The sequence below is a fragment of the Enterobacter cloacae complex sp. P13B genome, assembly GCF_014895915.1.
Lineage (GTDB): Bacteria > Pseudomonadota > Gammaproteobacteria > Enterobacterales > Enterobacteriaceae > Enterobacter > Enterobacter bugandensis.
In genome coordinates, this window is the sequence record NZ_JADBQN010000037.1 from 35,821 (window position 1) to 59,439 (window position 23,619).

General features: G+C 57.5%; 23 protein-coding genes. 10 read left to right on the plus strand and 13 right to left on the minus strand.

All coding sequences use genetic code 11. The features are described 5' to 3' along the window. The first annotated feature begins 79 nt into the window (after nt 1–79). Nucleotides 80–508, plus strand: coding sequence for a universal stress protein UspG (gene uspG, locus IM273_RS16205; protein WP_028012323.1), 429 nt, complete (start codon nt 80–82; stop codon nt 506–508). Nucleotides 509–547: 39 nt separating this feature from the next. Here the strand turns inward: uspG and IM273_RS16210 are convergent, their stop codons facing one another. The 6 genes from IM273_RS16210 to ahpC all read right to left on the minus strand — a co-directional run bounded on the left by IM273_RS16210 (nt 548) and on the right by ahpC (nt 7,162). Further along, entirely contained in the window at nt 548–1,315 is a 768-nt protein-coding gene (locus tag IM273_RS16210) for a DmsC/YnfH family molybdoenzyme membrane anchor subunit (RefSeq protein ID WP_069733587.1), read from the minus strand. Beyond that, on the minus strand, nt 1,315–1,872 hold the full coding sequence (locus IM273_RS16215) for a 4Fe-4S dicluster domain-containing protein (protein ID WP_028012321.1): 558 nt from the start codon (nt 1,870–1,872) through the stop codon (nt 1,315–1,317). The genes IM273_RS16210 and IM273_RS16215 overlap by 1 nt, the downstream gene beginning before the upstream one ends. Further along, nucleotides 1,869–4,145, minus strand: a complete 2,277-nt coding sequence (locus IM273_RS16220; protein ID WP_063154718.1) for a molybdopterin-dependent oxidoreductase — start codon at nt 4,143–4,145, stop codon at nt 1,869–1,871. Before IM273_RS16220 ends, IM273_RS16215 begins: the two co-directional genes overlap by 4 nt. Next, the gene (locus tag IM273_RS16225; RefSeq protein ID WP_052683007.1) at nt 4,142–4,648 is read right to left on the minus strand and encodes a molecular chaperone; all 507 of its coding nucleotides are present in this window, start codon (nt 4,646–4,648) and stop codon (nt 4,142–4,144) included. The genes IM273_RS16220 and IM273_RS16225 overlap by 4 nt, the downstream gene beginning before the upstream one ends. 258 nt (nt 4,649–4,906) lie before the next feature. Continuing rightward, nucleotides 4,907–6,472 carry an alkyl hydroperoxide reductase subunit F gene (gene ahpF / locus IM273_RS16230; RefSeq protein ID WP_028012318.1) on the minus strand — a complete coding sequence of 522 codons (1,566 nt, stop codon included), beginning with the start codon at nt 6,470–6,472 and terminating at the stop codon, nt 4,907–4,909. 126 nt (nt 6,473–6,598) lie between these two features. After that, nucleotides 6,599–7,162 carry an alkyl hydroperoxide reductase subunit C gene (gene ahpC / locus IM273_RS16235; protein WP_008501015.1) on the minus strand — a complete coding sequence of 188 codons (564 nt, stop codon included), beginning with the start codon at nt 7,160–7,162 and terminating at the stop codon, nt 6,599–6,601. A 619-nt stretch (nt 7,163–7,781) separates the two neighbouring features. Here ahpC and IM273_RS16240 point away from each other — a divergent pair. From IM273_RS16240 to IM273_RS16250, 3 genes are all read left to right on the plus strand, one after another. Continuing rightward, nucleotides 7,782–8,687, plus strand: a complete 906-nt coding sequence (locus tag IM273_RS16240) for a LysR substrate-binding domain-containing protein (RefSeq protein ID WP_193051840.1) — start codon at nt 7,782–7,784, stop codon at nt 8,685–8,687. 140 nt (nt 8,688–8,827) lie between these two features. Then, nucleotides 8,828–10,051 carry a phosphoadenosine phosphosulfate reductase gene (locus IM273_RS16245; protein WP_047367717.1) on the plus strand — a complete coding sequence of 408 codons (1,224 nt, stop codon included), beginning with the start codon at nt 8,828–8,830 and terminating at the stop codon, nt 10,049–10,051. Next, entirely contained in the window at nt 10,036–10,662 is a 627-nt protein-coding gene (locus IM273_RS16250; protein ID WP_028012316.1) for a ParB/RepB/Spo0J family partition protein, read from the plus strand. Before IM273_RS16245 ends, IM273_RS16250 begins: the two co-directional genes overlap by 16 nt. On the opposite strand, the gene IM273_RS16255 is transcribed toward IM273_RS16250, so the two are convergent. Further along, nucleotides 10,663–11,823, minus strand: a complete 1,161-nt coding sequence (locus IM273_RS16255; protein ID WP_193051841.1) for a pyridoxal phosphate-dependent aminotransferase — start codon at nt 11,821–11,823, stop codon at nt 10,663–10,665. Between the two features lie 121 nt (nt 11,824–11,944). Here IM273_RS16255 and IM273_RS16260 point away from each other — a divergent pair, with 121 nt between their 5' ends. Genes IM273_RS16260 through IM273_RS16270 form a run of 3 tightly spaced genes read left to right on the plus strand, consistent with a single transcriptional unit; the run spans nt 11,945 to nt 13,784 of the window. Next, nucleotides 11,945–12,559, plus strand: a complete 615-nt coding sequence (locus IM273_RS16260) for a methylthioribulose 1-phosphate dehydratase (RefSeq protein WP_048961266.1) — start codon at nt 11,945–11,947, stop codon at nt 12,557–12,559. Further along, nucleotides 12,556–13,245, plus strand: coding sequence for an acireductone synthase (gene mtnC / locus IM273_RS16265; RefSeq protein ID WP_047367714.1), 690 nt, complete (start codon nt 12,556–12,558; stop codon nt 13,243–13,245). The genes IM273_RS16260 and mtnC overlap by 4 nt, the downstream gene beginning before the upstream one ends. Continuing rightward, nucleotides 13,242–13,784 (plus strand): acireductone dioxygenase, encoded by a 543-nt coding sequence (locus IM273_RS16270; protein WP_193051842.1) that lies wholly within the window; start codon nt 13,242–13,244, stop codon nt 13,782–13,784. The genes mtnC and IM273_RS16270 overlap by 4 nt, the downstream gene beginning before the upstream one ends. A gap of 53 nt (nt 13,785–13,837) precedes the next feature. Here the strand turns inward: IM273_RS16270 and IM273_RS16275 are convergent, their stop codons facing one another. Next, nucleotides 13,838–14,308: an SRPBCC family protein gene (locus IM273_RS16275; protein WP_193051843.1), complete on the minus strand. Its 471-nt coding sequence runs from the start codon at nt 14,306–14,308 to the stop codon at nt 13,838–13,840. Nucleotides 14,309–14,350: 42 nt separating this feature from the next. Further along, nucleotides 14,351–15,367 (minus strand): S-methyl-5-thioribose-1-phosphate isomerase, encoded by a 1,017-nt coding sequence (gene mtnA, locus IM273_RS16280; protein ID WP_193051844.1) that lies wholly within the window; start codon nt 15,365–15,367, stop codon nt 14,351–14,353. A 104-nt stretch (nt 15,368–15,471) separates the two neighbouring features. Between mtnA and mtnK the strand changes: the two genes are divergently transcribed. Next, nucleotides 15,472–16,671 carry an S-methyl-5-thioribose kinase gene (gene mtnK, locus IM273_RS16285; protein ID WP_193051845.1) on the plus strand — a complete coding sequence of 400 codons (1,200 nt, stop codon included), beginning with the start codon at nt 15,472–15,474 and terminating at the stop codon, nt 16,669–16,671. 40 nt (nt 16,672–16,711) lie between these two features. Here mtnK and IM273_RS16290 read toward each other — a convergent pair whose 3' ends face one another. From IM273_RS16290 to IM273_RS16305, 4 genes are read right to left on the minus strand one after another with little or no spacing between them, the layout of a single operon-like run. Further along, nucleotides 16,712–17,953 carry an LVIVD repeat-containing protein gene (locus IM273_RS16290; protein ID WP_193051846.1) on the minus strand — a complete coding sequence of 414 codons (1,242 nt, stop codon included), beginning with the start codon at nt 17,951–17,953 and terminating at the stop codon, nt 16,712–16,714. Then, nucleotides 17,950–19,014, minus strand: a complete 1,065-nt coding sequence (locus tag IM273_RS16295) for a sugar ABC transporter substrate-binding protein (protein ID WP_193051847.1) — start codon at nt 19,012–19,014, stop codon at nt 17,950–17,952. The genes IM273_RS16290 and IM273_RS16295 overlap by 4 nt, the downstream gene beginning before the upstream one ends. A 20-nt stretch (nt 19,015–19,034) precedes the next feature. Beyond that, on the minus strand, nt 19,035–20,030 hold the full coding sequence (locus IM273_RS16300) for an ABC transporter permease (protein ID WP_193051848.1): 996 nt from the start codon (nt 20,028–20,030) through the stop codon (nt 19,035–19,037). Continuing rightward, entirely contained in the window at nt 20,027–21,529 is a 1,503-nt protein-coding gene (locus IM273_RS16305; protein ID WP_193051849.1) for a sugar ABC transporter ATP-binding protein, read from the minus strand. The genes IM273_RS16300 and IM273_RS16305 overlap by 4 nt, the downstream gene beginning before the upstream one ends. Nucleotides 21,530–21,688: 159 nt before the next feature. On the opposite strand from IM273_RS16305, the gene IM273_RS16310 reads away from it, so the two are divergent. Both IM273_RS16310 and IM273_RS16315 read left to right on the plus strand, forming a co-directional pair. Then, nucleotides 21,689–22,777, plus strand: a complete 1,089-nt coding sequence (locus IM273_RS16310) for an oxidoreductase (RefSeq protein WP_193051850.1) — start codon at nt 21,689–21,691, stop codon at nt 22,775–22,777. Nucleotides 22,778–22,834: 57 nt separating this feature from the next. Then, on the plus strand, nt 22,835–23,578 hold the full coding sequence (locus tag IM273_RS16315) for an SDR family NAD(P)-dependent oxidoreductase (RefSeq protein WP_028012303.1): 744 nt from the start codon (nt 22,835–22,837) through the stop codon (nt 23,576–23,578). The last annotated feature ends 41 nt before the right edge of the window (nt 23,579–23,619 follow it).

Sequence of the window (23,619 nt, forward strand, 5' to 3'; positions counted from 1 at the left end):
AAGTGCCGAAGCGCTTACAGAAACCATTCATATTTTGTGGTTGAATGTATCCAGCGTTTATAAACAAGGAGAAACGGTTATGTATAAGACAATCATTATGCCGGTTGATGTTTTCGAAATGGAACTGAGCGACAAAGCTGTTCGCCACGCGGAATTCCTCGCGCAGCAGGACGGAATTATTCATCTTTTACACGTATTACCGGGCTCTGCCAGCCTGAGCCTGCACCGCTTTGCCGCCGACGTGCGTCGCTTTGAGGAGCACTTACAGCACGAAGCCGAAACGCGGCTGCAGACCATGGTCGGGCATTTCAGCATCGACCCTTCCCGCATCAAAACCCACGTCCGGTTCGGTAGCGTGCGCGATGCCGTCAATGAACTGGCCGCGGAGCTGAATGCAGACGTGGTGGTGATCGGTTCACGTAATCCTTCCATTACCACTCACCTGCTGGGGTCGAACGCCTCCAGCGTGATCCGCCACACCCATATTCCAGTGATGGTGGTCCGGTAAATACCAACAAAAAACCCCGCTTTCGCGGGGTTTTGTTTATCAGTACAGGTGACCAATATTGACGATGGTGCTGATGGTATCGCCGAAGAAGGTCAGGCGGCTGAGCACCACGCCCACCAGCAGGAGCGCAAACACCGCTTTCTGCATCGGCTGGCGCTTCAGCGATAACGCGCCACCCACAACGCAGCACAGCAGGCTGCCCAGATAGAGCGGCGAGCTTAACCAGGCGTGAGCGGTCATTTTCATGATGGTACCGCCGCTGAGCCACATCACCGGCGCGGCAATCAGCAGCGCCATCAGGGCGATAATCCCCTGGCGCAGCGCGGCGTTTGATCCTTTCAGCCCGAGCAGCGGCGTTGCGGCACAGCCCATCACCCAGACCGTCGCAAAGAACAGCATCATGGTGATGCCGTTGGCAATGGCCTGCATCGCCGGTGCCGCGTAGGTCATTCCCTGCACCACCACCAGCAGGATCCCGAACAGGGACGCCAGCAGCGCTGCGCCTTTGTTTCCCTTACTCAGGAAGGCCAGCCCAATCATGGCGCCGTACAGGGTCGCGCCCAGAATTTCACGGCTCAGCCAGGCATGTTTCAGGTTAATCAACGCGTTGTATGCGTGTTCCGGGTGCGCCAGATGCAGCACGGCGGCAATGGAGGCAACGCCCAAAATCAGCCCGGTAATCAGCCAGTGAAGGCGGGTGCCATGCACTTCACCACGCAGCGTGCGCCAGGTCAGGAGCAGCGTCATCCCGACGGACATCTGGCTCAGCACGGTAAAGATAACGAGCGGTAATTCATACTTTTCCATTATTTATCCCCCGGCTGTTTTGGCTGACGGGCCAGAATGAAGCGCGTACCCGGATTAAGCTGAGGCATCTTCGGGAAGCCCGGCGGATACTGCACGGCATTGTTCGGCAGCGGATCGGCATCCAGATCGATAATCGACAGGGCACCGACCGGACACGCGTTCACGCAGGCCGGAGCCATACCGATATCCAGACGTTCATAGCACATGCTGCACTTCTCCGCCTTTTGCGTCTCTTCATTGAAGCGCGGCGCGCCGTACGGGCAGTTACGGATGCAGTTTTTACAGCCGATACAGCGTTCAGGGTTATGGACCACCACGCCGTCATCACGTTTGGTGTAGGCTTCCACCGGGCACGCCGCCAGACAGGCCGGGTTTTCACAGTGGTTACAGGCCAGCGAGAAAAACGCACGCTCCTCATGCGGATAAATTTCTTTATCCAGCGGATAGACATAGCGCCAGAAGCGATCCGGCTCAAGCTGGTTAAAGCTCTTGCAGGCCATGGCGCATCCGCGGCAGCCAATACATTTATCACTGTTCACTAAAAATGCGCGTCTCATGCGTCTGCTCCTTCATTCGCGATAAGGGCAATGTCGACAAACTGGCTGTGGATCGCCGCGCCAGGCGCGCCGGTTGCCATCTTGCCCATATCGGCTGGCGTATCTTTCACGACGTTCTGCACGTTGTACTTAAGCTTGTTAAACCAGGACTCATACATCACCAGGAAATCTTCCGGCACGTTGGTGGTGATTTTCGCCCGCAGCTCCACTTCGCCCACGTCGTTAAACACGCGGACTTTCGCCAGCTCGCGAATCCCCTTCTTGTGCGCGGCGGCTGGGTGGATATAGACAAACGGCTCCGGCCAGAAGACCTGCATCCAGTCGAGGTTGACGAACTGAGAGTGGAGGCCGTACTGCAAATGCGGGGTAAACAGATGGAACGGCAGCTTGCCCTCCGCGGCAGGCAGATACTCCGGCAGCGCTTTATGGCCGTTCTTTTCACACAGCTCGGAGAGGAACTCATACTTGCCCGATGGCGTTTTAAACTTGCGGTCGTGCCAGGCCGCCGAGCTGACCATTTTGGCTTTCACCGGCCCATCCAGCAGATCGTCCCAGGAGCGGATGCCGAACTGCTTCGCCATGCCCTCATTGAACTCAAGGTCGAGCCATTTTTTCTGGTCAATGTCCTGCGGGAAGGTACAGGAGCCCGGCTCCATTTTGTTGATGGTACGCGAGAGCAGCACGGCAATATCCAAATCGCTCTTGCACTCGTACATCGGTTTAATGGCCGGTTCATTCACCGAAAGCCAGTAATGCCAGTAAGACGATGACAGGTTCCAGTGCTCAAAGGTGGTGGTCACCGGCAGCACAATATCGGCATGCTGCACCGTCTCGTTGAAGAACTGATCGACGCAGACCACCATCTCCAGCTTGCTGAAGGCTTTTTCCATTTTGTTGCGGTCAAAGTCCTGCGCGAACGGGTTCTTGCACGCCACCCACAGCATACGAATGGGCGGATCGTTGGCATCAAGAATGCTCTGCGCGGTCTGGTTCAGGTTCAGCGCGCGGTCGGAATAGTGGCTCTTTTCGCCGCTGTCGCTGACGAACTCCCCTACCGGGCCGCTTTCTCCCACCATGCCAACAGATCCGACCGGTGGCTTCTGCGTCATCGCATGATAGTTGTAGCCCCAGGTCTGCAGATGGCCGTAGCGGGCACCGCCGCCTTCCACACCGATGTTGCCTGTCATGGCAACAAAAGCGTCAATGGCGCGCACGTTCGCCCCACCGTTGACGTGGCGCTGCATCCCGTAGCCGATCCAGACGGTGGCAGGTTTTACCGCGGTGAACTCTTCCGCCAGCTGGCGAATCACCTCTGCCGACAGGCCACAGATTTCAGATGCCCACTCCACGGTAATATTGCTGCGCAGATACTGTTCAAATTCCGGGAAACCGTGCGCGAAGTTGTTCACAAACTCCTGGTCGACGCGGCCAATATCCAGCAGGTGCCGCGCCATTCCCAGCGCCAATGCGCCGTCCGATCCCGGGCGCACGCGCAGATACAAATCGGCTTTCGCGGCGGTTTGCGAGAACAGCGGATCAATGACCACCACTTTCGCCCCTTTCTCACGCGCCTGATAGATGTACTTCATGGTATGCATGGAGCACCAGGCCGGGTTTGCGCCCCAGATAATGATGTATTTGGCTTTCACCAAATCTTCCGGGTCGTTACACCACATGTCGCCCATGTCGTAGTGCTGGGCATCGATCCCTGCTGGCCAGCATGGCGTACCGGCGAACCGCGTGGTGTAACCGAGAGAAGACATCATCCCCTCCACGGCATAACTCATCACGCCGAGGTTGCCGGAGTATTTCGACAGCGCCAGACCGAGCATCGATCCGTCTTTCTTTTTAATCTCCAGCATCTTGCTGGCAATGCGCTGCATGGCCTCATCCCAGGAGATGCGACGCCATTTACCGCTGCCGCGCCCATCCTGGATCATCGGGTATTTAATACGGTCCGGGGAGTAGACCCGGCGCGGGTAGGTCAGCCCTTTCACACACGGGGCACCGTGTGTAAACGTGGACTCGCTTGCCCCGTCAACGAAGGTGATGACGTCATCTTTGACCCAGGTTTTTAAGCTGCAGGTGTCGTAGCAGTTACGCGGGCAAGCGTTACGGAAAATTTTGTAGGTTTTTGGGTTAAACGGAATGGGGGGCTGTGCCATGGCACATCGGGATGATAATAGTCCGCCGGGTAATGCGGCAACGGTACCCAGCGCAATCAGTCCTTTTAAAAAGGATCGCCGATTTAGCTGCCCTTTATCAATACTCATAATATTACTCTCGTCTTTAATTCATCAAACCAATTAGTCATCTGCAACGCGAGACATTTAATTGCGGATGTTTTCGCGCAATCCTTTATTTTTGCAATAAATGCGGGGAGCCATAATTCAAGATGCCCCTGCACAAAGCGGGCGAGTGCGTCATGATATTGCGGCGAATGTCTGGCATGCGCGGAGAGCATCACCACCAGCTCCATTTCATAGCTGACGTGATCGTCGGGAACGCTATTTTCCCCGGTCACAAAAAGCCCGATGCTGCGCAGGAATTCGCGTACGCTCAGCGTTGTAGCGCCCATCAGCAGAGGCTCTTCGTCCAGATACACCGAGGCATAAGGCGGCGCCAATAGCGTTGCAGGGCCGACAAACAGGGCGTTGAAATCATACTCAACCTCTAACGCCTCATCCTGCTGCCAGGTTTTACTTTCCGGGAATAAAGGATGTAACGAAGCGCATCGCGATGCCATGTCCGCCGCGTTAAAGAAATCACGAAACATCAATCCCTTTATTTCAAATGGGGTTAACGTCTCATATATTGAAGAAGTAGATGTATCTTTGTCATTCATATTAAATATAAATATTTATCGCTATAAAAAACGACAAGATATTATCAGCAGGCTTATTATTTTCTTTGATCGAAGCAGGTAATTAACGCATGAAGGGGTTAATAACGAGGATAATTGAGGGTAAAAAAATCTAAAAAAAAGCCACCTCATAAAGAGGTGGCTACTGCAGGTATGTCTTACTTTCTTTTATTATGCGGTTTTGGTGCGGATCAGGTAGTCAAACGCGCTCAGGGACGCTTTTGCACCTTCGCCAGTCGCAATGATGATCTGCTTGTACGGCACGGTGGTGCAATCGCCCGCGGCAAACACGCCCTTCACGCTGGTTTCACATTTGGCATCGATGATAATCTCGCCCATGCGGTTGCGCTCAATCGCGCCTTCCAGCCAGGTGGTGTTCGGCAGCAGGCCAATTTGTACGAAGATCCCCGAAAGCTGAACGCTATGAACGTCGCCGCTTACGCGGTCACGGTACTCCAGACCGGTCACTTTGCTGCCGTCGCCCTTCACTTCCGTGGTCTGCGCGTTCAGCACGATGTCGACGTTTTTCAGGCTGCGAACTTTATCCTGCAGCACCTGGTCGGCCTTCATCTCAGGCGCGAACTCCAGCAGCGTCACGTGTTCAACAATCCCCGCCAGGTCGATAGCCGCTTCCACGCCGGAGTTACCGCCGCCGATCACCGCCACCCGTTTGCCTTTAAACAACGGGCCGTCACAGTGCGGGCAATAGGTCACGCCTTTGGTACGGTACTGATCTTCGCCCGGCACATTCATGTTGCGCCATTTTGCCCCGGTGGCAACGATCACGCTGCGAGCTTTCAGCACCGCGCCAGAGGCGGTTTCAATCTGGTGTAAGCCCCCTTCCACCGCCGCCGGAATCAGCTTGCTGGCGCTCTGGCTGTCGATCACATCTACCTCGTAATCGCTGACATGAGCCTTCAGCGCACCGGCCAGCTTCTGACCTTCGGTTTTTGGTACGGAAATGTAGTTTTCAATGTCCACGGTATCCAGCACCTGTCCGCCAAAGCGTTCGCCCATAAGACCGGTACGAATACCTTTACGTGCAGAGTAAACCGCTGCCGCCGCGCCCGCAGGGCCGGAACCGACAATCAGCACATCGTACGCATCGCGTTTGTTCAGCTCTTCCGCCGCGCGTTTTTCCGCGCCGGTATCCACTTTGGCAACGATTTCCGTCAGCGTCATGCGGCCCTGGCCGAACTCCTGACCGTTCAGATACACCGCCGGAACACCCATCACGTTGCGATCGGTGATCTCATTCTGGAACGTACCGCCGTCAATCGCCGTATGCTTGATGCGCGGGTTCAGAACCGACATCAGGTTCAGCGCCTGCACCACGTCCGGGCAGTTGTGGCAGGAGAGCGAATAATAGGTTTCAAACTCAAAATCACCGTCGATATCGCGGATCTGCTCCAGCAGCGCCTGCGCTTCTTTTGACGGATGACCGCCGGTCCACAGCAGCGCCAGCACCAGTGAGGTAAATTCATGCCCCAGCGGAGAGCCGGCAAAACGCGGTCCCTTGTCCGAGCCCGGGTTAGTAATCAGGAAAGAGGGTTTACGAACCGCAAGCGAATTGTCTTCTTTGAAGGTCACTTTCGGCGACAGTTCAGCGATCTCTGCCAGCAGCTCTTTGATTTCTGCCGATTTCGCGCTGTCGTCCAGCGTGGCAATCAGCTCAACGGGTTTAGTCAGTTTCTCAAGGTAGGCCTTGAGCTGGGTTTTCATATTGGTGTCGAGCATAGTTCTTCCCTCTCTTAAGACGTCATCATGCAAGCTGCCTTTGCGGGCGGCCTGAATGCAACTTGCATCATGGTGCTGGAATGAAATGGGCGCGGGGGCGCCCATTGATTGCCGGATGGTGAAAACTTAGATTTTACCGACCAGGTCCAGGGATGGAGCCAGGGTCGCTTCGCCTTCTTTCCATTTAGCCGGGCACACTTCACCTGGGTGAGAAGCCACGTACTGAGCCGCTTTCACTTTACGCAGCAGGTCAGAAGCATCACGGCCGATACCTTCAGCGGTAACTTCGATAGCCTGGATAATGCCCTGCGGGTCAACCACGAAGGTTGCACGGTCGGCCAGGCCTTCATCTTCACGCATGTTGTCGAAGTTACGGGTCAGGGCGCCAGTCGGGTCGCCGATCATCGCGTATTTGATTTTCGCGATGGTTTCAGAGCTGCTGTGCCACGCTTTGTGGGTGAAGTGGGTATCGGTAGAGACAGAGTAAACGTCTACGCCCAGCTTCTGCAGTTCGTCGTAATGGTCAGCTACGTCGCCCAGTTCGGTCGGGCAAACGAAGGTGAAGTCAGCCGGATAGAAGAAGAAGACGCTCCAGCGACCTTCGGTATCTTTCTCGGTTACTTCAATGAACTCACCGTTTTTGAACGCCTGGTTTTTGAAAGGTTTAATTTTAGTGTTAATCAAAGACATCTGTACTTCCTCCGTGTTTTCGTTGAGAGCTAAGGTAACCAACTTTGCTCATCGGGGCTAATGCGTATGCTTTATCAAATCAATCAGCCAAACCTTACAACTTCAACAAGACAGCAAGGTGAACCTGCTGCGGTACTCCAGAAAGTATAAAGGCCGCCTCAACGGGCGGCCCTGATACCTGAATTCCCCGCAGGTACATTCAGTGCCAGCCGAGGCTGGCGTTGCGTTGCGCTCTACATACCTTGTATCAAGGTCGTAACAGCAGGTTGATTACACCACCAGCACCCATCGAGAGCAATCCATCAAAAGCGCGTTCCTGCCTATGGCTGTGATAGGTTTTGACTGAGAGAAATACATTACGCTCGTAAATTAACTTTACGTAATCAATTTACGGCAATATATAAATGTCAACATTTATTAAATTGAACCCAGCCCATTCAAAGATAAAATTATCTTAATCTCACATGTAATTCTATTTCAATAATCCGATGGCGTGATATATTAAGATAACTTAAATAACACTTTAAGTGAGTTAACCACAAGGATTGTAAATGGTTAGCTTTAATCTATAGTTATCATCAATATGTTAACAACAGACTCACGGCAAACAGGATGACACATGGCAAATCTTTATGACCTTAAAAAATTCGACCTTAATTTACTGGTTATTTTTGAGTGTATCTATCAACATCTTAGCATCAGCAAGGCCGCTGAAACGCTTTACATCACCCCTTCAGCCGTCAGTCAGTCTTTGCAACGCCTGCGTGGCCAGCTTAACGATCCGCTGTTTATCCGTTCCGGCAAGGGGATCACCCCCACGACCGTCGGAACTAACCTGCACCTGCATCTTGAGCAAAACCTCAATCAGATTGAGCAGACCATCAACCTGATGCACCACACCGACATCATGAAAAATTTTGTCATTTATTGTTCTCAGATGGTGACGCCAGGCTATCTTCTCGACCCCATTCAACTGTTAATGTCTCAGGAGAATTGTGAGGTAGAACAACGCGATATGCTTGTCTCGGCGGAGTCAGCAGAGGATTTACTGGCCTACCGTAAAGCCGATCTCATTTTTACCGTTGCGCCCGTGAATAACCGGTCCGTTGTCTGCTCGCATTTCACCACCATTCCCACCGTGATGATCTGCCGCGAAGACCATCCGAGAATAGGTACAGAAGTCTCCGTCGAGCAGTTATACAATGAGAAATTCACGATGTATCAAAGCACGAATACGGGCGTGAAAGAGTATCAGGTTCGAGCCAACGAAGCGTTCCCGGAGAGAAACATCGCGTTCCGTTCGGACTCTCTCAGTTCGCTCCTCTCTATGATCAGCATGTCTGATTTAGTCGGCTATATTCCTCTTTCCATTTTTGAAACCTATAAACACGCTTTAAAATTAAAGTCCGTAGCCGCGCCCTTCAAGTTGCCCGAAGCGCAAATCTATATGGTCTACAACCGCGCGTCGTTAAACAGCAGCGTATTCGCCAGCTTTATTGAAAAATTGAATAAGTTGGCTCAATAGAATGGACGCGTCATCGCGAATGTATTTCCAGCAAGAATAGAGTGAAGGCGTAAAATAATTAGTTGAGAATGAAAACATATAATAACATGATGGCAGTTTAATAGCCTTAACGGTATTCCATACGCAGGATGCGACTCATCATGTCTATCTATAAATACCCTCTTCAGGAAAACGTTCTGGAGGCTGCTTCAGAACGCATAAACTGGACGCTGCAAAATTTTACCCGCGTGTGCGTCTCTTTTTCTGGCGGAAAAGATTCAACGGTGATGCTTCATCTTGCTGCGCAGCGGGCGCGGCAGCTGAACAGAAAAATAGATGTCCTCTTTCTGGACTGGGAAGCACAGTTCTCCTGCACCATTGAGCATATTGAGAACATGAGGACCCAATATCGTGACGTCATCAATCAGTTCTGGTGGGTGGCGCTGCCGATCACCACGCAAAATGCCCTCTCTCAGTACCAGCCGGAATGGCAGTGCTGGGAACCCGGCATAAGCTGGGTCAGACAGCCTCCGCCTGATGCCATCACCAGTACGTGTTATTTTGATTTTTATCAGCAGGGGATGACCTTCGAGGCCTTCGTCAGGGACTTTGCCGAATGGTATGCGCGAAGGCGCCCCGCCGCAGTGATGGTGGGCATCCGCGCCGACGAATCCTATAACCGCTTCCTGGCAATCGCCTGCGCGCGCAAGCAGCGCTTTTCCGACGACAAACCCTGGACGACCGTCGCGCCCGGCGGTCATGCCTGGTATATCTATCCTCTCTACGACTGGAAAACCGCCGACATCTGGACCTGGTTTGCCAAAACGGGCTGCGCCTATAACCCCCTCTACAATCTCATGTACCAGGCCGGCGTGCCGCCGCGCTACATGCGCATCTGTGAACCCTTTGGCCCGGAGCAGCGACAGGGTTTATGGCTCTATCATGTCGTTGAACCTGAACGCTGGGCCGCCATGTGCGCACGCGTCAGCGGCGTGCGCAGCGGCGGAATTTACGCGGGGCACGACAACCACTTCTACGGTCACAGAAAGATCCTCAAGCCCGACCACCTCAGCTGGCAAGAGTATGCCATGCTGCTCCTCGACAGCATGCCGCAACAGACGGCTGAACATTATCGCAATAAAGTCGCGGTGTACCTGCACTGGTATCAGAAGCGCGGGATGTCCGATCTTCCCGATACGCAGGAGGGTGATATCGGCTCAAAGGATATCCCGTCCTGGCGGCGAATATGCAAGGTTCTGCTCAACAACGATTACTGGTGTCGGGCCCTCTCCTTTAGCCCGAACAAACCAAAGCACTATCAGCGCTATAGCGAACGGATGAAATCAAAACGCAATGAGTGGGGGATCTTATGCAGCAACGACTGATTACCGAACTGGAAACCTATTTGCAGACGCTCACCGACGAGCAACGTATAGATGCCATCAATGCTTTTCGCCAGGCCATGCATCATCTCAGCCCCTTCAGCGACCAGCCCGTCGACTGCGTGCTGTGGATAAAGCAGGACGCTATCGTTGCCAACGACTACAACCCGAATAACGTGGCGCCGCCGGAAAAGCGTCTGCTGAGTCAATCGCTCGAGCTCGACGGGTTTACGCAGCCCATCGTAGTGACGGAAAGCGAGCCGGCGCATTACGAAATTGTCGACGGCTTCCATCGTCACGAAATCGGTAAAAGCAGGGCCGCGCTGAAGCGCCAGCTTCGGGGCTATTTGCCCGTCACCTGCCTGCGCAAAGATCGCCAGCAAAAGCTTGACCGGATGGCCGCCACCATCCGCCACAACCGTGCGCGGGGACGCCACCAGATCAACGCCATGTCCGACATCGTCCGGGAGCTGGCCCAGCTTGGCTGGAACGATGAGAAAATTGGTAAGGAACTGGGGATGGACAGCGACGAGGTGCTGCGCCTGAAGCAGATCAACGGCCTGCTGGAGCTGTTTGCAGACCGTCGCTATTCCGAAGCCTGGACGGTGAAATAGTCAGAGCGTCGCCAGACGCTCCGCCGCCGCCAGCAGCGTCGATTCCTGTTTCGCAAAGCACAGGCGAATCAGCTTATGCGGGAAGGGATCGGCGCAGAACACCGACAGCGGAATAGCCGCCACGCCCACCTCCTCCGTCAGCCACCGGCAAAAGCTGACGTCGTCCAGATCGGAAATCGCGCTGTAGTCCGCCAGCAGGAAGTATGTCCCTTCACACGGCAGAATTTCCAGACGGCTTTTGCTCAGCGCATTTACAAACATATCCCGACGCGCGCGGTAAAAATCCGGCAGCTCGCGATAGTGCTGCGGTTCGCTGCGCAGCATATCCGCCAGCGCCAACTGGGCAGGCGTGTTGACCGCAAAGGTCAGGTACTGGTGCACCTTGCGCAGCTCCGCGCTGATGGCCGCCGGGGCCACGCAGTACCCTACCTTCCAGCCGGTCATATGGTAGGTCTTGCCAAATGACGACACCGCTACCGCGCGCTCGCGAAGCTGCGGATGGGCCAGCACGCTGGCGTGCCCTTCCTCCGCAAAGCAGATGTGTTCGTAGACTTCATCGCTCAGGACGTAAATTTCCCGCTCGGCGATAGCCTGCCACAGCGCGGCAAAATCGGCCTTTTGCCACACCGTCGCCGACGGGTTGTGCGGGGTATTCAGGATCACCAGGCGCGTTTTATCACTCAGCAGCGCGGCGAACGCCTGCCAGTCCGGGCGGAAATGCGGCGGCTGGAGCGCCACGCGCTTCACCACGCCACCGGAGAGTTCAACCGCAGGCGCATAGCTGTCGTAGCTTGGGTCAAAGCAGATGACTTCATCCCCCGCGCGCACCAGCGCGGTGATGGCAGCATACAGCGCTTCGGTCGCCCCTGCCGTCACCGTGATATCGCTGTTCGCATCGGGGTGATAGCCATACAGCGCCGCCGTTTTGTCTGCAATGGCTTCCCGCAGCGCCTGCACGCCGGTCATCGGCGCATACTGATTCGCACCCTGCGCCACGTGGTGCGCCAGACGTTCCTGCAAATATTTCGGACCATCGAAATCGGGGAACCCCTGCGAGAGGTTAATGGCATTGTGCTGCTGCGCCAGGGCGCTCATCTGCGTAAAGATGGTGGTACCGAGATTAGGAAGTTTACTCTGCGGGATCAATACGTTATTGCTCATGTTGTCGTGCCTGCTTGTAATACTTATGTTGCTGCCACTATAACACGATGTTAGTCTTTGGCAATCAAGACGCTTAGACGTCTAAACCATATCAATATTCCTGGCCGAGGGGTAAAAGGAAATGACAGACAACCTGCTGCTCACACACCTGGTCGACGCCTGCCGCTGGATAGGCGCCAAAGGCTGGGCACCCGCCACCGGCGGTAATATGTCGGTGCGTCAGGACGAGCACCTCTGCTGGCTCAGCGAATCCGGCAAGGACAAAGGCAGCCTGACCACCGACGATTTTCTACAGGTTGAGATCGCCACCAACCGGGCGCCGTCCGGTCGAAAACCGTCGGCGGAGACCGGGCTACACACCCTTATCTATCGCCTGTTCCCGGAGGCTAACGCCGTCCTGCACGTTCATACCGTTAACGCCACGGTGCTGTCGCGTCTGGTCAAAGAAGCCGAACTGAATATCAGCGGTTTCGAGATGCAGAAATCGCTTACCGGGCAGACTACCCATCTGGATACCGTCGCCATCCCGGTGTTTGATAACGACCAGGACATCGACGCCCTCGCCTCGCGCATCGCTCATTACGCCCAGGAGCGTCCGCTTAATTATGGTTTTCTTCTGCGCGGCCATGGCTTAACCTGCTGGGGACGCGACGTGGCCGAAGCCCGCCGTCATCTGGAAGGTTTAGAATTCTTATTTGAATGCGAAATGCGTTTACGACAACTGGAGAGAGTATGATTCGCGCGATTGTGACGGATATTGAAGGAACCACCAGCGATATTCGTTTTGTCCATGACGTTTTGTTCCCCTACGCGCGTGAGCGGCTGGCGGCCTTCGTGACCGCCCAGCAGTACGCCGAGCCGGTCAAATCGATTCTGGACAACCTGCGCGATGAAATCAGCGATCCGCATGCCGGCGTCGGCGATCTCATCAACGTGCTGTTTAGCTTTATGGATGAAGACCGCAAATCGACGGCGCTCAAAGCCCTGCAAGGCATCATCTGGCAGGAGGGCTACATCAACGGTGACTTTACCGGCCATCTGTACCCTGACGTTCTGCCCGCGCTGGAAAAATGGAAGGCGCAAGGGATTGATCTCTATGTTTATTCCTCAGGCTCCGTTGCTGCGCAGAAACTGTTATTTGGCTACAGCGACGAAGGTGATATTACTCATCTGTTCAGCGGCTATTTTGATACCCACATCGGCGCCAAGCGCGAGGTGCAGTCTTACAAGAACATAGCGGCACACACGGGCATCGCCCCGTCGCAGATCCTGTTCCTGTCGGATATTCATCAGGAGCTGGACGCGGCTGAACAGGCGGGTTTTCGCACCCTGCAACTGATTCGCGGTGAAGATGACGGCGCGAGCCATCACCATCAAATCCACCAGTTTGACGAGATTAATCCGGAGCAGATCCCTTCATGAGCGCATTGACCATTTATTCCGATAAAGACGCAAGTAAGCTTCTGTGGCACAGCACCGACGCCGCCGAAATCGCTCAACAGCTGTACGCTAAGGGCGTGCGCTTTGAGCGCTGGGCGGCAGACCGTGATTTAGGGCAGGATCCTGCGCCCGAAGCCGTGATCGAAGCGTATCAACACGCGATCGACAAGCTGGTGGCAGAGAAAGGCTATCAGAGCTGGGATGTCATCAGCCTGCGCGCCGACAATCCGCAGAAAGAGGCGCTGCGCGCGAAGTTCCTGAACGAGCACACCCACGGCGAAGACGAAGTGCGTTTTTTCGTGGAAGGTGCGGGGCTGTTCTGCCTGCACATTGGCGATGAGGTTTATCAGGTGCTGTGCGAGAAAAACGACCTGATTTCCGTGCCGGCGGGCACGCCGCACTGGTTTGATATGGGTTCAGAGCCGAACTTTACGGCCATTCGTATTTTCGACAATCCGGAAGGCTGGGTGGCGCAGTTTACGGGCGATGCAATCGCGGATGCCTATCCACGCCTGGCCTGATCTTTTCTCCCTCTCCCTGTGGGAGAGGGTCGGGGTGAGGGCACCAGCGCGCACTAAGCGTTAAGCCCTTTCACATACTCCACCAGCTGATCCAGCACTATCCCCCACCCTTCGTGGAAGCCCATCTGTTCATGCTGCTCGCGGATTTCCTTCGTCGGATGGCGCGCAATCGCCGTATAGCGGGTTTTCCCCTCCCCGACTTCTTCCAGCAACAAAATTGCCGTCATAAACGGCTTCTCGGCCGGTTTCCAGCCTTCGGTATAGCCGTCGGTAAACACCAGCTTTTTCCCCGGGTCGATTTCCAGGAAGACACCCCGGTTATCCATCCGCTGCCCGTCCACCTCAAACACGGTGTTGAACCGCCCGCCCACGCGCAGGTCGAGGTCGCATTCGGTCACCTTGTGCGGAGCAGGAATGAAGAAGTTTTTGATGTGCTCGGGCGTGGTCCAGCAGAGCCAGAGCAGGTCGCGCGGTGCGTCCACCACGCGCTCCAGTTTTAAGTCTGTTTCAGGATCGAGCGTCACAATGTTGTCCTCTCAGGGAACCCCCTTAAAGGATAGCCGGACTCAGGCAAATTTCCCTTCCGCCACCTCATCCGGCGTGACCACACCCGTATCCAGCACCCAGCCGCTAATCAGCGAGGCAGGCGTGACGTCAAACGCCGGGTTATACACCACCGCGTTTTCCGGCGCCCACTGCACCGCGCCAAAGCTTCCGGCAACGCCCGTCACTTCGCTGGCGGCGCGCTGCTCGATGGGGATCGCATCCCCGTTCGGGCAGGCCGGGTCGAGGGTCGTTTGTGGGGCGGCGACGTAAAACGGAATACCGTGAAATTTCGCCAGCACTGCCAGCGAATAAGTGCCGATCTTGTTCGCCACGTCACCGTTAGCGGCAATGCGATCGGCCCCCACCCACACGGCGTCCACCTGCCCTTTCGCCATCAGGCTGGCGGCCATGGAGTCGGTAATCAGCTGATACGGCACCCCCAGCTCGCCCAGCTCCCATGCGGTCAGCCTGCCGCCCTGCAACAGCGGACGGGTTTCATCCACCCAGACGCTGCTGACGTTACCCTCCTGATGCGCGCGGGCAATCACGCCCAGCGCCGTACCGACGCCCGCGGTTGCCAGCCCGCCGGTGTTGCAGTGGGTCAGCAGACGGCTGCCGGGCTTCACCAGCGCGCTGCCCGCTTTTGCAATCGCGTCGCAAAGCCGTTTGTCTTCGTCAATCAGGCGCAGCGCCTCCGCCACCAGCGCCGGAACGAAATCCTCTTCCCCCAGCGCAAGCTTCATGCGGTCGAGGTTGTTCATCAGGTTTACCGCCGTCGGGCGGGATGCGCGAAGCGTTTCCAGCGCCACCGCCAGCTCATCGCGGCTTTTGCCGTTTTCCGCCAGCAGCGCCAGCAGCAGGCTTGCAGAGAGACCAATCAACGGCGCGCCACGCACGCGCAGAGCGTGGATATGCCCCACCAGCGCCTCCACCGTTGAGGCATCCAGCCAGCGTTTCTCCTGCGGAAGCGCCTGCTGGTCGAGAATAAAGAGCTGATTATCCGCCACCCGCAGGCTGGTCGTCTGTAATGTCTGCATGTCGTTAATTCCCTGTTGCGTTGTTGTAGCACATTGTGTCAGGATGAAATCCAGATGTATAGACGTCTACATGTCTTAATTAGTTAACTCGTGAGGAACAGGCCATGTCGCAATACCGTACCTTTACCGCTCAGGACGCCGTGGAGTATGCCAGGCAGTTTGGTGGGCTTGACGATCCGTCATCGCTGGTAGAGGCGCAGGAAGTGGGCGACGGCAACCTCAATCTGGTTTTTAAAATTTTCGACAGCGCGGGCGTCAGCCGCATCATCGTCAAACAGGCACTGCCCTACGTGCGCTGCGTCGGCGAGTCCTGGCCGCTGACGCTGGATCGCGCTCGCCTCGAGGCGCAAACCCTGATCGAGCATTACCAGCACAGCCCGCAGCACACCGTAAAAATCCACCACTATGACCCGGAACTGGCGGTGATGGTAATGGAAGATCTCTCCAGCCATCGCATCTGGCGCGGCGAGCTGATCAACAACATTTACTACCCGCAGGCGGCGCGCCAGCTGGGCGAATACCTCGCGCACGCGCTGTTTCACACCAGCGATTTCTACCTGCACCCGCACGCGAAAAAAGCGCAGGTGGCGAAATTCATCAACCCGGAGATGTGTGAGATCACCGAAGATCTGTTCTTCAACGATCCGTACCAGGTTCATGAGCGCAATAACTACCCTGCCGAGCTGGAAAATGACGTCGCCGCCCTGCGCGACGACGCCCCGCTAAAAATTGCCGTGGCCTCCCTGAAGCACCGCTTCTTCTCGCATGCCGAAGCGCTGCTGCACGGGGATATTCACAGCGGCTCGATATTTGTGGCCGACGGCAGCCTGAAGGCCATTGACGCCGAGTTCGGCTATTTCGGGCCGATTGGCTTTGACGTCGGCACCGCCATCGGCAACCTGCTGCTCAACTTCTGCGGCCTGCCGGGCCATCTGGGCATTCGCGATGCCGCCGCCGCGCGCGAGCAGCGCCTGACCGATATTCAGGAGCTGTGGAACACCTTCGCGGAACGCTTCCAGGCGCTGGCAAACGAGAAAGCCCGCGACGCCGCGCTCAGCGCACCGGGCTATGCCTCCGCGTTCCTGAAAAAAGTCTGGCATGATGCCATCGGGTTCTGCGGCACCGAACTCATTCGCCGCAGCGTCGGGCTTTCCCACGTCGCGGATATCGATAGCATCCAGGACGAGGCCATGCGCCACGAGTGTCTGCGCCACGCGATCGCGCTCGGCAAGGCGCTGATTGTCATTGCCGACCGTATCGACAACGCGGAAGATCTGGTGGCGCGGGTGCGGCAGTACAGTTGATTTTCTCCCTCTCCCTGTGGGTGAGGGCATCAAACCGCACTCACCCCAGATACTCAATCACCGACAGCCCGGCGTTATAGTCCGTGCTGTAGATAATTCCCTGCGCATCCACAAACACGTCACAGGACTGGATCACCTGCGGGCGATTCGGCCGCGTGTCCATCATCCTCTCCGGTGCCGCGGGCACCAGCGCACCGGTTTCCACCGGGCGATACGGATTGGAGATGTCATACGCGCGCACGCCCGCATTCTGATAGGTAGCAAAAATCAGCGTTGAGCTGACAAAGCTCCCCGGCCGGTTCTCGTGCAGGTTGTGCGGCCCAAAATGCGCCCCTTTTGCCACGTAGTCGGTTTCATTCGGCTGCGGGAAGGTCGAGATGCTGACCGGATTCGACGGCTCGCGAATATCAAACAGCCAGATCAGCTTCTCGCCGTCTTCCTGGTTATCCAGCACCGCTTCGTCCAGCACCACCAGCAGATCCCGGTCCGGCAGCGGCAGCGCGGTGTGCGTCCCGCCGCCAAACGGCGGGCTCCAGTTACGGTGGCTAATAAGCTTAGGCTGGGTACGATCCTTCACGTCCAGCAGCGTTAAGCCGCCGTCGCGCCAGCTGCCGTACGCCGTATCGCCGGCAATAATCGCGTGGTGGAGCGCGTAGCGTTTCCCTTCCGGCCAGTTCGGCTGTTCGCCTTCGGCCTGGTTCATGCCCGGCAGCCACCAGCGCCCCGCCACCTCGGGCTTGCGCGGGTCCGCCAGGTCGATCGTCAGAAAGATGTAGTCGGTAAAACCGTCGATCAGCGCTGACACGTACGCCCAGCGGCCACCGACGTACCAGATGCGGTGAATGCCGATGCCGCTCAGCGAGAGAAAGCCAATTTCGCGCGGCGCGTCCGGCGTGGAGATATCAAAAACGCGAAGCCCGGCGCTCCAGCCTTTGTCCTGCACGTCGCTAACGGTCTCTCCTACCTGACGGGTGTAGTAGACCTTCTCGTCGGCGAAGCGGGCATCGGCAAACAGATCCCGGGCGTTGATCACCAGCAGCAGGTCGTCATGCGCCTGGAGGTGCACGTTCCAGGTGCCCGGCGGCGCAGGAAAATAGCCCGCGGGTTTCGGGTTTTTCGGGTCGCGCACGTCGACAATCGAAAAGCCCTGCGACACCATATGGCCGATATAGGCGAAACCGCGGTGCACCATCAGCTGCACGCCGTCCGGGCGACCGCCCTGGTCGCTATGGCCGATCAGCCGCATATTGCGGCTGTATTCTGGCGTGGGGAGGATGCTCATTTATTTTTCGCTTCCAGCGTCGCAAACCACGGCGCGATAAAATCTTCCGTCTGGCCCCAGCCCGGAATGATTTTGCCCAGCGACGCTACGTTCACCGCCCCCGGCTGCGCGGTCAGCAGCGCCTGCGGGATCGCGGCGGCTTTGAAGTCGTAGGTGGCAGGCGTGGCTTTCCCGGCAATCTTGTTGGCGATCAGGCGCACGTTAGTCGCACCAATCAGCTTCGGATCCACCGCCACGCTCACCTTCCACGGGCTACCCGGCTCGCGCATCAGCTGCAGATCCTGGTTGGAGATGTCGATGCTGTAGAGTTTAATCTCGGTACGGCCGTTCTCCTTCAGCGCTTTATACGCCCCCTGGCTGAAGGCGTCCCAGGTGCCCCAGATGGCGTCGATTTTGCCTTTCGGGTATTTCGCCAGGATCGCGCCCACCTTGTTGGCGGTGTCGCCCTGCACGTCAGAAGAGACCGCGCCGATGGACTCCAGCTCTTTAATCTCCGGGTACTGCTTTTGCAATTCTTTATAGGCTGCCTGACGGCGCTCCATCGGCGGGAAGCCCGCTACCCACAGCTTGACGATATTCGCCTTGCCGTTGAAATCTTTCGCCAGTTGGCCGAAGGAGAGATTCGTCAGGGAGGCGTCGTCCTGCTGAGTGACGGTCACGCCCGGGATCTCGCCGTTTACGGCGGTATCAAATACGGCGACCTTGATCCCAGCATCCACCGCCTTCTTCACCAGCGCGGTGGAGTACGGATCGCGGCCCTGCGACAGGATGATCCCGTCATATTTCTGGCTGATGGCCTGGTTAACGAAGTCCTGGAATTTAGCATCATCCCCGTTGCTCAAAAAGGTGCTGACCTTAAAGCCGAGCTTTTTCCCTTCCTGAATGGCCCCGGCAACAAACTGCGTGGTGTTGTCGTCCGAGCCGAGGTTACGGATCACCGCGATGCGGATCGGTCCGTCGTGGTTCGCAATGGCGGCCGGAACCGGCGCGGGCGTGGCCGCGAATCCCGGCAGAGAAGTGAGTAACCCCAGTGCCACCAAAGAGAGCGCAATCTTTTTCATTTTTTTATCCCGTTGTGTTGTCAGCGTTTTTGTATGTAGGTAATCGCCAGCGCTACCGCGAGCACCAGCCCTTTTATTATGTCCATGGCGTAATACGGCACGGAGAGCATCACCAGCCCGTTTGACAGCACGCCGAGGATCACCGCCCCCACCAGCGTGCCCAGCGCGTTCGGCTTGCCAGACCCGGCCAGCGAGAAGCCAATCCACGCCGCTGCCACCGCATCCATGAGATAGCCGCCGCCCGCATTGACCTGCGACGATCCGATGCGGGAGGCCAGCAGAATGCCGCCCAGCCCCGCCAGCAGCGAGGCAATCACATAGGCCGCCACCTTGTAGCGCGTGGTGCGAATGCCCGAGAGGCGCGCCGCTTCAGGGTTGCCGCCAATGGCATACATCCGGCGTCCGTGAGTAGTCAGCGACAGCCCCAGCTGCGCCAGAAGGGTCACCGCCAGCATGATGATGACAATGGTCGGCACCTGCCCCAGCAGGCTGAACGCCGCCGGAATGGTCCCTTCCGCCATGTCGCCGCTCGGCAGCACCATGTTCTCGGTAATCGACCCGCCGTAGCTGTAGGTCATCGCCACGCCCTGAATGACAAACAGGCTGGCAAGCGTCGCGAGCATGTCCGGAATGCGCAGGATGACGATCAGAAAAGCGTTAAACAGGCCGACCAGCGTGCAGAGCGCGAGAGTGATTACAATCGACTCGGTGGTGCCAAAGCCGTGCCAGACGAAAAGCGAAATGACCAGCGCGTTCGCCAGCGAGGCGGTGGAGCCCACGGAGAGATCGAACCCGCCGATGGTCAATGAAATCGACACGCCAACGGCAATCACCGTCACGATGGCAATCGAGCGCAGAATATTGATGATGTTGTTCGGGTCGAGGAAACTGTCCGACGCCAGGCCAAAGACGGCCACCAGCGCGACGACGGTGAGCAGCATGCCCCATTTATAGAGAAAATCAAAAAGTTGCTGACGGCCAGACGCCGTCGCGTTTACTGAAAGGGCCTTGCTCACGACGCCGTTCCTCCGGTTGAATAATAAAGTAGTGTCTCTTCACGGGCCTCGGCCCCGGCGATTTCTGCCACGATGCGCCCGTCCCACAGGACGCAGATGCGGTCGCACAGTCCCACCAGCTCGGCAAACTCGCCGGAGGCGTAAATCACCCCTTTGCCCTCGCGAGCCAGGCCGTCAATCAGCTGGAACAGATCGGTTTTGGCCTTCACGTCCACGCCTTTGGTCGGCTCGTCGAAGATCAGCACGCTGGCGTCATTACGCAGCCACTTGCCGATGGCTACCTTCTGCTGGTTACCGCCGGAGAGACGTCGCAAAACCTGTCCGGGACCGCGGGCGCGAACGCCGACGCGGGCGATCACCTCCTCCGCCCAGCGCCACGCCTGACGATGGCCGAACAGGCTCCAGCGCGAGAAGCTGTTATCGGCGCACACGGCAAGGTTCATGCTCACCGGCTCGTCGATAAAAATGCCCTCTTTGCGCCGCTCCTCCGGCACCAGCGCCAGGCCGCGCAGCACCGAGTCTGCCGGATCGCGCGGCTGCCAGGATTGATGATTCAGCTCACCGCGCGCCACGCGGCTTTTGCTGGCGCCAAACAGCGCCTTGCAGAGTTCGGTTTTCCCCGCCCCCGCCAGCCCGGCAATGCCGAGAATTTCGCCCTTTCGCAGGTGCAGCGAAATATCTTTCAGCAGCGCGTCGTCGTGCAGCCCTTCCACTCGCAGCAGCGTTTCGTCGCCGTGCGGCGGCCGCGCGGGCGGGTAGATATCGCTCAGCACGTGGCCGAGCATCTTCTCAACAATCTCTTCACCGCTGAGATCGGCCATCGGGCCGGACTCAATCAGCTTGCCGTCGCGCAGCACCGTCAGGGTGTCGCAGATAGCTTTTAGCTCGTGAATGCGGTGGGAGATAAACACCACGCCGATGCCCTGCTGTTGCAGACGTCTTACCACCGCAAACAGACGCTCGCTCTCGTGCGCGTCCAGCGGCGCGGTGGGCTCGTCAAGAATCAAGAAACGGCAGTGGTGGGACAAAGCGCGTGCCAGCAAAATCTGCTGCTTTTCGGCAAGCGTGCAGCTGTCGATGGAGCGGCGAACGTCCAGCGTAACGTCGAGCTGCGCCAGCGCCTGTCTCGCCTGCTGACGAACGGTGCGCCAGCGGTAGCGGTGCTCCGGCTGCGCCAGCTGGTCGAGCATGATGTTTTCAGCAATGCTTAACCCCGGGATTAGCGCCACGTCCACCTCCTGCTGCACGAGGTGGATGCCCAGCCGTTTGGCGTCCAGCGGCTCGCGGATGCTTACCGGCTGGTTGTTAATGCTGATTTCGCCTTCATAGTGGTCGTGCGTCCCGCACAGCACCGCCATCAGCGTTGATTTCCCCGCACCGTTGGCGCCAGTCAGCGCATGCACCGACCCGCCGTTCAGCGTGAAATCCACGCGCGTCAGCGCCTGAAAGCCGGAAAAGGCCAGGCTGATACCGCGCATTTCAAGGCGACTGGAAACCATCCGCGTAATTCCTTCATTACTCTTCTGATTTAGCGAATTTTTCACAGCTCCGGTTGACTGACAACGACGGAAAAGGCATAAGATAAAGCGAAATATTATTAGCCATCCGGATGTCCAGACATAACATCGGGTTAGCGCTTGCGAAAAAAGGACAACACCATGAGCAACACCGACATCCGCGTCGTGCCCGGCCCGGCGAACTACTTCTCCCATTCCGGAAGCCTTACGCATCTGAATGACTTCTTTACTCCGGAACAGCTTTCCCGCGCGGTGTGGATTTACGGCGAGCGCGCAATAGAGGGCGCGCGCCCGTTCCTGCCGGAGAGTTTTAACGCGCCGGGGGCGAAGCACCTGCTGTTTAAAGGCCACTGCAGCGAGCGCGACGTCACCCATCTGGTGAACGAATCCGGCAGCGACGCCAGCGTGGTGATTGGCGTTGGCGGCGGCGCGGTGATGGACACCGTCAAGGCCGTGGCGCGCCGCTTAGGCGTTCCGTTCGTGGGCATTCCCACCATCGCCGCCACCTGCGCAGCGTGGACGCCGCTCTCCGTCTGGTACAACGATGCCGGTCAGGCGCTGCAGTTTGAGATTTTTAACGACGCTAACTTTCTGGTGCTGGTGGAGCCGCGGATCGTTCTGAACGCCCCGGCGGAATATTTGCTGGCGGGCATCGGCGATACTCTGGCGAAGTGGTACGAAGCGGCGGTTCTCGCCCCACAGCCGGAAATCCTGCCGCTGACCGTGCGCCTTGGCCTTAACGGCGCGCTGGCGATCCGCGACGTGCTGCTGGAACACAGTGAGCAAGCGCTTGCCGACCAGCAGCGCGGCGAGCTAACGCAGGCATTTCGGGACGTGGTGGACGCCATTATTGCCGGCGGCGGTATGGTCGGTGGCCTGGGTGAACGCTACACCCGCGTGGCGGCGGCGCACGCGGTGCACAACGGCTTAACCGTGCTGCCGCAGACGGAAAAATACCTGCACGGCACCAAGGTGGCCTACGGCATTCTGGTGCAGAGCGCCCTGCTCGGCCAGGACGACGTGCTGGCGCAGCTGGTGGCGGCATACCGGCGCTTTAACCTGCCGACCACGCTTCGCGAGCTGGACGTCGACATCAATAACCGCGACGATCTCGACAAGGTCATCGCCCACACGCTGCGCCCGGTGGAGTCGATTCACTATCTGCCGGTGACGTTAACGCCTGAGGCTCTGCGCGCCGCGTTTGAGAAAGTAGAATCCTTCCGCCGTTAATTGCGCCGACGGGCTATACCTAATGATGGTTCTCACCACTCTCGTAACGAGGTCATCATGCAGATCGATTTAACAGGTAAAAAGGCGCTGGTTACCGGCGCCAGCCGCGGGCTGGGTCGTGCGATTGCCCTGTCGCTGGCGCGCGCCGGTGCCGATGTGGTCATCACCTATGAAAAATCCGCCGATAAAGCCCAGGCGGTCGCCGATGAAATTAAGGCGCTGGGGCGGCACGGCGAGGCCATTCAGGCGGACAGCGCCAGCGCGCAAGCGATTCAGGATGCCGTCACCCATGCGGCACGCTCTCTCGGCGGACTGGACATCCTGGTCAATAACGCCGGTATCGCGCGCGGCGGCCCGCTGGAGTCCATGACGCTGGCGGACATCGACGCCCTCATCAACGTCAACATCCGCGGCGTGGTGATCGCTATTCAGGAAGCGCTGGTGCATATGTCTGACGGCGGGCGCATTATCAACATCGGCAGTTGTCTGGCGAACCGCGTGGCACAACCGGGGATTGCCGTCTACTCAATGACCAAATCTGCACTGAACTCCCTCACCCGCGGTCTGGCCCGCGATCTTGGCCCGCGCGGCATTACCGTTAACCTGGTGCACCCCGGCCCGACCAACAGCGATATGAACCCGGAGGACGGTGAACAGGCTGACTCACAGCGTCAGCTTATTGCCCTGGGCCATTACGGCCAGCCGGAAGACGTCGCGGCGGCGGTCACCTTCCTCGCCAGCCCGGCAGCCGGGCAGATCTCAGGCACCGGTCTGGACGTGGACGGCGGTTTGAACGCCTGATCGCAATTTTCCTGCAAGCCTCTGTCGCCCGGCAGAGGCCT